The following is a 7,940-nucleotide window of genomic DNA, read 5'->3' as shown; positions in this document are numbered from 1 at the left end:
GTTCGGTGTTTCAGCGGATCAATCGCGTCTGACCCCCTTGATCCGCTCAGGGTTTTTTGAATACCGTGCCGGGCGTGAGTCCGAACAGTGTTTCCAGGTCGAACTCGCGGATCAGGGCGTCGACGGCCGCCTGGCCGTGATCCGCCTGGATCTCGGCCAGGATAAGCCTGGCCGCGTTCCTGTTGTAGCCGCCCCCCATGTGCGCCTGGACAGCGAGCAGTTCACGTGCCTTGGCGAGCGTCATGGTGCCTCCCTACCCGGCTGCCGCGTGGCGCGGGGGCGTGTGGCCCCGCACGCCATGCGGCGATGTGGTTATTTGATTTCGAAATCGCCCAGCTTGCGCTTGACCGGCGCGTTCTTCAGCTGCACGTATTTCGGCATGCCGTCCTTACCGTAGGGCGGGTAGTCCTCGCCCTTCATCAGCGGTTCGAGGTACTCGCGGCACTTCTTGGTGATGCCGAAGCCGTCCGGCGTGATGAAGTTCTTGGGCATCATCTTCTCGACATTGGCGACCTTGGACAGGTCGGCCACGCCCACCTTCCAGCGATAGGGACTGTTCGAGGTGCGCACCACGGTCGGCATGACCGAGTTCTTGCCGGCCAGTGCCAGCTTCACGGCCTCCTTGCCCATGGCGTAGGCCTGATCCACGTCATTCTTCGAGGCGATGTGGCGCGCGGCGCGCTGCAGGTAGTCGGCCACGGCCCAGTGGTACTTGTAACCCAGGCCTTCTCGCACCATGTTGGCGATCACCGGGGCGACACCGCCGAGCTGGGCATGGCCGAAGGCGTCTTTCAGGCCCTGGTCCGCCAGGAACTTGCCCTCTGCGTCATGCACGCCTTCCGAGACCACGATCGAGACATAGCCGTATTTCTCGACCTTTTCCTTGACCTTCGCCAGGAATGCCGCCTGGTCGAATACGACCTCAGGGAACAGGATGACGATCGGCAGTTCGACGTCCTCGGTGGAAGCCATGCCGCCGGCCGCCGCGATCCAGCCGGCGTGGCGCCCCATCACTTCCAGCACGAACACCTTGGTGGAGGTCTTCGCCATGGAGGCGACGTCGAAACTGGCCTCGCGCGTGCTGACCGCGATGTACTTGGCCACCGAGCCGAAGCCGGGGCAGTTGTCGGTGATCGGCAGGTCGTTGTCCACCGTCTTCGGCACGTGGATGGCCTGGATCGGATAGCCCATGGACTGCGACAGCTGCGAGACCTTCAGGCAGGTGTCCGCGGAGTCACCGCCGCCGTTATAGAAGAAATAGCCGATGTTGTGCGCCTCGAACACCTCGATCAGCCGCTCGTATTCACGCTTGTTGGCTTCCAGGCTCTTGAGCTTATAGCGGCAGGAGCCGAATGCGCCGCTCGGCGTGTGACGCAGTGCCGCGATGGCCTTGCCGGATTCCTTGCTGGTGTCGATCAGGTCCTCCGTGAGTGCGCCGATGATACCGTTGCGCCCTGCGTAGACCTTGCCGATCTGGTCCTTGTGCTTGCGCGCGGTCTCGATCACGCCGCAGGCCGAGGCATTGATGACCGCCGTGACGCCGCCGGACTGGGCATAGAATGCATTCTTTTTCGCTTTTGCCATGTGCTGATTCTCCGTTGGTAATTCGGGGGTCGGGCCCCGGTGTTGCCTGTATACGCTGGCCTTCTGACGTCAGCGTGACAGACAGGCAATGTTGCCGGGCCCCGACCCCTTGCTGGTTAATCCCGTTCGCTGGCCATGTGATCCGCCTGCACCTGCAGCAAGGTGACCATGCATTCCGACAGGTCATCGAATTCCTCGATGCCGGTTCCGAACATCTGGTGCACGCGGTAGTAGAACTGGCAGCGGTAGCGCGTGGCGCCGGTCTTGCAAACAATGAAATGGCAGCCAGCGTGTTCCCAGTAGGCTGCCGGGCAGACGGTCAGCTCGGTGGCATGGGGATTCAGGCGCAGTTCGGTATCCGCCAGCTGGGGTTCGATGCGCTCGCCGTAGCGTTCCTCGAGCGTCGTGCGGATGATCCACAATTCACTGTCCGTGAAATCTTCGATTGCGCTCATAGGTGCTGGTGCCGTTTGTGGGTCGCCGCGGACAGGCCGTCAAAGGGCAGGAATTCTAGCTCAAAACCTGATTTATTTCATGAGCTTCGTTGACTTGAACCACGTGCAGGGGGTAGCTTAAACGCTGTCCCGCGCAGCGGCCATGCAAAAATATATATATCAGTATTCAAAATTCTTCGCCAGAACAGGAAGTTAATAAAATCAATATGCTAGGGGATCGCAACGCGTCATGAGAATCGTACTTCTGGGTGCGCCCGGTTCGGGCAAGGGAACCCAGGCGAAACTGCTCGAGGACAAATACCGTCTGCCACAAATCTCGACCGGCGACATGCTGCGCGAGGCGGTGGCGGCCGGGACGCCGCTCGGCCGCCAGGCCAAGGTCGCGATGGACGCGGGTCAGCTGGTCAGCGACGACATCGTGCTCGGCATCATTCAGGAGCGTATCGCCCGTGCGGATGCGCGCAACGGTTTCATTCTCGACGGTTTCCCACGCAACCTGGCGCAGGCCGAGGCCCTAGACGCCGTCCTGGCCGGGCTGGGTCGTCCGTTGCATCTTGCCCTGCTGGTTGCCGTCGATGTCGATGCCCTGATCCAGCGTCTGGTCGGCCGGCGCACCTGTCTGTCCTGCGGCCAGATGTACAACATCTTCTACGCTCCGCCGCACATAGACGGCCGCTGCGACAGCTGCGGGGGCAGGCTGCGCCACCGCAGCGACGATAACGAGGAGACGATAGGCAGCCGCCTGCGCGTCTATGAGTCGCAGACACTGCCGGTGCTGGATTACTACCGCACGCAGGACAAGTTGCGCACGGTACAGGGCGTCGGCACGGTAGACGATGTGTTCCGGGCGATCGTGCGGATCGTTGACCAGGTCAAGACCAGCACCCGTTCCGAGGCCCGTCGCAACGATGCCATCCGCGCGGCCGTGGCCAAACACAAGGCGACGCGCGGCAAGACCGGGCGCGCGCCTGCGGCACTTGCTGCCGGCAAAGTGACCTCCGCTCAAGCTGCGCCGAAGCAGAAGGCTGCAGCGAAGGCAAAGGCCGCCCCGAAGAAAAAGATGGCAGCGACGCCCAAGGCCGCGCCGAAGCCAAAGGCGGCAGCGAAGCCAAAGACAGCGCCGAAGCGGAAGCCTGCGGCGAAGCCGAAGGCCGCCGCGAAGAAAAAGACGGCAGCGAAGCCGAAGGCCGCCGCGAAGAAAAAGACGGCAGCGAAGCCGAAGGCCGCCGCGAAGAAAAAGACGGCAGCGAAGCCGAAGGCCGCCGCGAAGAAAAAGACGGCAGCGAAGCCGAAGGCCGCGCCGCAGCGGAAGGCTGCGACGAAGCCAAAGGCCGCCCCGAAGAAAAAGATGGCAGCGACGCCCAAGGCCGCGCCGAAGCCAAAGGCGGCAGCGAAGCCCAAGGCGGCGTCGCAGCGGGCTGCCGCGAAATCCTCCGCCAAGCGGCGCCCGCAGCCGAAACAGCGGCAGTCGCCATCTCAGCAAGCCGCAGCCAGACGACCGGTCCGCAAGCCGACTGCCGGCAGGAGCAAGCTGGCCGGCAAGCCGCGTTAGGAGACTGTTGCCGCTTGCCCTGTTCATCCCGACGCCGGTACCGGCCGGTACCCGGCGTGTTCGCCCGCCGCGGCGCAGCCGCTAGCTGCGGCCCATGAAGCAGTTGCTGCGTTTCTGGTTCGGGCTCTGTGTACTCGCCGCAGCGCCCCAGGATCTGTCCGCATCGCGTACGGTGCTGCTCGTGTCGACGGGCAGTTATCTGCTGGTGTCGATGACGCTTGCGGCCATGACCGGCGGGTTCCGGGACGGTGCGCAGGCGGCGCTGCTGGAGCTGGGACTGCTGCTGCTGTTCGTCGCGGGATTGCTCTACCTGACCGGCCGGCCGGCGCGTATCGGCCAGACCCTGGCGGCGCTGACGGGCAGTGGCAGCCTGCTGGGCCTGCCGGCAGTGCTGCTGGTCGCAGTGACCGGGGCGGCTGCCACGACCGGTCCGGCGGCGGTCGCCTGGCTGCTGTTGCTGTTGTGGAACCTGCTGGTCAATGCCCATATCATGCGCCATGCCCTGTCGGGTTCGCTGGCCCTCGGTTTCGGGGTGTCGCTGGTGTACATGCTGATCAGCACTGAGATCATACTGGCCGGTTTCCCGCAGCTTGCCGCCGGAGCGGCCCCGTAAGGAGCCCTAGCTCATGCACATTCACATCCTGGGTATCTGCGGTACTTTCATGGGCGGCATCGCGTTGCTCGCACGCGAACAGGGCGTCAGCGTCAGCGGTTCGGATGCCAACGTCTATCCACCGATGAGCACGCAACTCGCGGCACAGGGTATTACGCTCGACGAGGGCTACGATCCCGCGCAGCTGCAGCCGGCGCCGGACTGCGTCGTGATCGGGAATGCCCTCTCGCGCGGCAATCCCGCGGTGGAGCATGTGCTCAATGCCGGGCTGGCATACCAGTCGGGACCGCAATGGCTGGCGGAACACGTACTGCAGGGACGCTGGGTGCTGGCGGTGGCCGGCACCCACGGCAAGACCACGACCGCCAGCATGCTGGCATGGATCCTCGAACAGGCCGGCCTGGCGCCCGGCTTCCTGATCGGCGGCGTGCCGGTCAATTTCGGCGTCTCGGCGCGGACGGGCAACACGCCCTTCTTCGTGGTCGAGGCGGACGAATACGACACCGCCTTTTTCGACAAGCGCTCCAAGTTCGTGCATTACCGTCCCCGCACGCTGGTGCTGAACAACCTCGAGTACGATCATGCTGATATCTTTCCCGATCTGGCGGCTATCGAAACCCAGTTTCACCATCTGGTGCGAACCGTGCCCGGAGCGGGCCTGATCGTCAGCAACGGTGCTGACGCCAACCTGGAACGCGTGCTGCAGCGCGGCTGCTGGACACCGGTGGAACGGGTCGGGCTACATGCGGACGCCGCGCGCTGGCGGGCCAAACTGCAGGCCGCAGACGGGAGTTGTTTCGATGTGTTGCTGGACGGACAGGTGGCCGGAACGGTGCGCTGGACCCAACTGGGCGAGCACAATGTGCACAATGCCCTGGCAGCGCTCGCGGCCGCCCGCCATGCCGGCGTGCCGGTGGCTCAGGCGATTGCGGCGCTGGCTGAATTCCGGGGCGTCAGGCGGCGTCTGGAGGTGCGCGGCAGCGCGGGCGGCGTCACGGTGTACGACGATTTCGCCCATCATCCCACCGCGATCGCCACCACCCTGCAGGGTTTGCGCCGCAATGTCGGGACGGCGCGCATCCTGCTGGTGCTGGAGCCACGCTCCAACACCATGCAGATGGGCGTGCACCGGGATACGCTCGCTGCCGCCATGCAGGGCGCGAACGCGGTGTGGCTGTACCAGCCCGCACGACTCGGCTGGACACTGGCCGACGTCGCCCGGGCGCTGCCGGTGCCGGCCGCGGTAGCGTCGTCCATCGACGAACTGGCCGCGACCGTGGTGGCCGCCGCTGCGCCTGGCGACCATATCCTGGTCATGAGCAACGGGGGCTTCGGTGGCATCCACGACAAGTTGCTGGAGCGGCTGGGGCGGGCCGCCGCCAGCGGCTGAGTGCCTGCAACCGGTCATGGCTCCGCTCCCGTCCCTGCGGCGGGATTGACGTTTCTCAATGCTGACCCGCCAGGGGCCGGTGCCGGCCTGAGCCTGCCTTGCGCGCGCGCGTATATGACCAAAGTACGATGCGAAATCCTATACAATATGCGATTAATAAGTCTGTCGCTGCCAGGTCACATCTATGCATAAACGTTCGCGTCTTGCCTTCCTGCTGTTACCTTTCCTCCTAATCGCCCCGGGGGCCGGCGCCATGGCGGCCGAAACCCGGCTGGTCTCCAGCCAGCCGAAGGCCGATGGCGATTTCGGGCGTGCCGTCGCCCTGGCCGGTCCCTGGCTGGTTATCGGCGCCCTGCTCGAGGACTCCGGTTTGCCGCCCGCACCGCAGGGGGGCGCGGCCTATGTCTACCGGCGCCAGGCGGACGGGTCCTATACTGAATACCAGCGGCTGGTCGCCGCCGATGCCGGCAGCATCGACGATTTCGGCATCAGCGTGGCGATCAGCGGCAACACGCTCGTGATCGGTGCATCGGAGCACGACGTGTCGGGGCTGAACAATGCCGGCGCCGCCTATGTCTTCGAACTCGCCACGACCGGTTGCAGCGTCGGCTGCTGGCAGCCCGCGGCGCAACTCACGGCAGGCACACCGGTGGCCGGTGGATCATTCGGCAACGCGGTTGCGATCGACGGTGATACGCTCATCGTCGGTGCGAAAGGCGAACAGGCCGCGTACCTGTACCAGCGCAACACCGGTGTCTGGACGCCGACCGTGCGGCTGGCGCCGGCAACCGGCCAGGATTTCGGCGTCTCGGTTGCCCTCAGCGGCGATTATTGCGCGGTGGGTGCGGATCAGGCCAACTCCTTTACCGGTGCCGTCTACGTTTTCAACCGCAACCTGGCCTCCGGCTGGGGGCTGGAGGATACGCTGGCGGGACAGTCCATTCTGGATGCCTTCGGGTTCACCCTGGATCTGGCCGGCGACCGGCTCGTGGTCGGCGCCCCCGGCGCGGTCGGCACCAAGCCCGGTAGCGCACGGCTCTATACCCGTGCCGCCTCCGGGCAGTGGGATACCAATCCGGTGGTCAGCCTGCAGCCGTTCCAGGCGGACAATGTCACGCCGGATGCGGCCGCGGGTGATTCCTTCGGCATCGGGGTCAGTGTCAGTGTCGGCGCAGCCGCCCAGAATTACATCCTGGTCAGCGCGCAGAACAACAGCGACGGCGGCGTCCAGTCGGGGTCGGCGTACCTGTACCAGGAACAGAGCCCGGGCGTCTGGCAGCAGGTCCAGAAACTTCTCGCCAGCGACGCCGCGGCCCAGGACCATTTCGGCAACGCGGTGACTGCGTACGGCGAGGTCGCCGTTGTCGGTGCCCAGGACAAGATTATCGCCGCGCTCGATTCGGGCGCGGTCTACGCCTACCATGACACGACCGATACGGATGGTGACGGTCTCGCCGACCAGGTCGAACGCCAGATCTGCATCGAGACCGCCAATCTCGTGTGTACCAGCACGGTGCTTGCCGACAGCGATGGCGATGGCCTGAGCGACGCCGATGAGATCGGATATGGTGGTGGTTCAGGCAGTTACGACAGCGGCGACCTGAATCCCGTGGCCGCAGACAGTGACGGCGACGGCGTGATCGACGGGGTCGAGGTGGTGGCGGGCAACGACCCGCTGGATCCGGCCGATACGACGCTCTATGGCGATATCAACGGCGATGACAGCATCGATGCGACCGACATCCTGCTGGGTACCCGTATGGTGGCGGGGCTTATGTCCTGGACGCCGGCCCAGCTGGCCCGGGCCAATGTCGCTCCGCTGGTCGGCGGTGTGCCCGCACCGGCCGATGCCGTGATCGGTGCCGACGACCTCCTGATCATCAATCGCTGGGCGCAGCTGAACTGACGCGACGGCGCCTGCGCCCGCCCGGTTCTGCGCCGCCACAAACCGCAACAACCCTCAACCCATCTGAGCCGTCGCTTCCGCCCCGCCGCAACTGGCGCGGCCCTCCCGTGCCACTGATTGCAGGGCAACTCCCGTATACCGTCCCGCGCCGATCCGCCGCAGCGGCGGGCGGTCTCCGCGAGCCCCCGGCAGTTGGAACGCTGTCCCGTCTCGGCTGCCGGGATGACAGGCCGGTGCCGCGGGGCGCGCACTGAGCCGCTGACCCGCACCGTAGCAGCGCACCGCTGGGCGGATTCGGTCCGGGGACAGCGGAACCTTTTGCCGGATATCGGCACGATGGCAGGGAAATCGCGCTGCTGCAGCGTAGCGGTACCTTGTCAGGATGACGGTGCCGGCGGGTCCTGTCGGCTTCCGTACCCCGGGCGTGTCCGGTCCATCCC

General features: G+C 65.4%; 7 protein-coding genes. 4 read left to right on the top strand and 3 right to left on the bottom strand.

Translation table 11 applies throughout. The features are described from left to right. Positions 1-46: 46 nt before the first annotated feature. The 3 genes from R3F42_15050 to R3F42_15040 all read right to left on the bottom strand — a co-directional run bounded on the left by R3F42_15050 (position 47) and on the right by R3F42_15040 (position 2,039). Positions 47-244, bottom strand: a complete 198-nt coding sequence (locus tag R3F42_15050) for a hypothetical protein (GenBank protein MEZ5543338.1) — start codon at positions 242-244, stop codon at positions 47-49. Between the two features lie 68 nt (positions 245-312). Next, entirely contained in the window at positions 313-1,584 is a 1,272-nt protein-coding gene (locus tag R3F42_15045; GenBank protein ID MEZ5543337.1) for a 6-phosphofructokinase, read from the bottom strand. Between the two features lie 116 nt (positions 1,585-1,700). Then, positions 1,701-2,039, bottom strand: coding sequence for a hypothetical protein (locus R3F42_15040; protein MEZ5543336.1), 339 nt, complete (start codon positions 2,037-2,039; stop codon positions 1,701-1,703). Between the two features lie 229 nt (positions 2,040-2,268). On the opposite strand from R3F42_15040, the gene R3F42_15035 reads away from it, so the two are divergent. From R3F42_15035 to R3F42_15020, 4 genes are all read left to right on the top strand, one after another. Beyond that, on the top strand, positions 2,269-3,591 hold the full coding sequence (locus R3F42_15035) for an adenylate kinase (protein ID MEZ5543335.1): 1,323 nt from the start codon (positions 2,269-2,271) through the stop codon (positions 3,589-3,591). A gap of 94 nt (positions 3,592-3,685) precedes the next feature. Beyond that, positions 3,686-4,204, top strand: a complete 519-nt coding sequence (locus R3F42_15030) for a hypothetical protein (protein MEZ5543334.1) — start codon at positions 3,686-3,688, stop codon at positions 4,202-4,204. A gap of 13 nt (positions 4,205-4,217) precedes the next feature. Beyond that, on the top strand, positions 4,218-5,594 hold the full coding sequence (gene mpl, locus R3F42_15025; GenBank protein MEZ5543333.1) for a UDP-N-acetylmuramate:L-alanyl-gamma-D-glutamyl-meso-diaminopimelate ligase: 1,377 nt from the start codon (positions 4,218-4,220) through the stop codon (positions 5,592-5,594). Between the two features lie 184 nt (positions 5,595-5,778). Next, a complete protein-coding gene (locus R3F42_15020; GenBank protein MEZ5543332.1) occupies positions 5,779-7,500 on the top strand; it encodes a hypothetical protein in 1,722 nt (573 codons plus the stop codon). Positions 7,501-7,940 lie beyond the last annotated feature (440 nt).

This window comes from Pseudomonadota bacterium, assembly GCA_041395565.1.
Taxonomy (GTDB): Bacteria; Pseudomonadota; Gammaproteobacteria; order UBA9214; family UBA9214; genus UBA9214.
The sequence above is the reverse complement of the archived record's forward strand: the minus strand, read 5'-3'. Positions and strand labels throughout refer to the sequence as shown.

Bases quoted from the DNA above. Each gene is read 5' to 3' on its own strand.
- R3F42_15050 (MEZ5543338.1), bottom strand. From the start codon at position 244: ATGACGCTCGCCAAGGCACGTGAACTGCTCGCTGTCCAGGCGCACATG.
- R3F42_15045 (MEZ5543337.1), bottom strand. From the start codon at position 1,584: ATGGCAAAAGCGAAAAAGAATGCATTCTATGCCCAGTCCGGCGGCGTC.
- R3F42_15040 (MEZ5543336.1), bottom strand. From the start codon at position 2,039: ATGAGCGCAATCGAAGATTTCACGGACAGTGAATTGTGGATCATCCGC.
- R3F42_15035 (MEZ5543335.1), top strand. From the start codon at position 2,269: ATGAGAATCGTACTTCTGGGTGCGCCCGGTTCGGGCAAGGGAACCCAG.
- R3F42_15030 (MEZ5543334.1), top strand. From the start codon at position 3,686: ATGAAGCAGTTGCTGCGTTTCTGGTTCGGGCTCTGTGTACTCGCCGCA.
- mpl (MEZ5543333.1), top strand. From the start codon at position 4,218: ATGCACATTCACATCCTGGGTATCTGCGGTACTTTCATGGGCGGCATC.
- R3F42_15020 (MEZ5543332.1), top strand. From the start codon at position 5,779: ATGCATAAACGTTCGCGTCTTGCCTTCCTGCTGTTACCTTTCCTCCTA.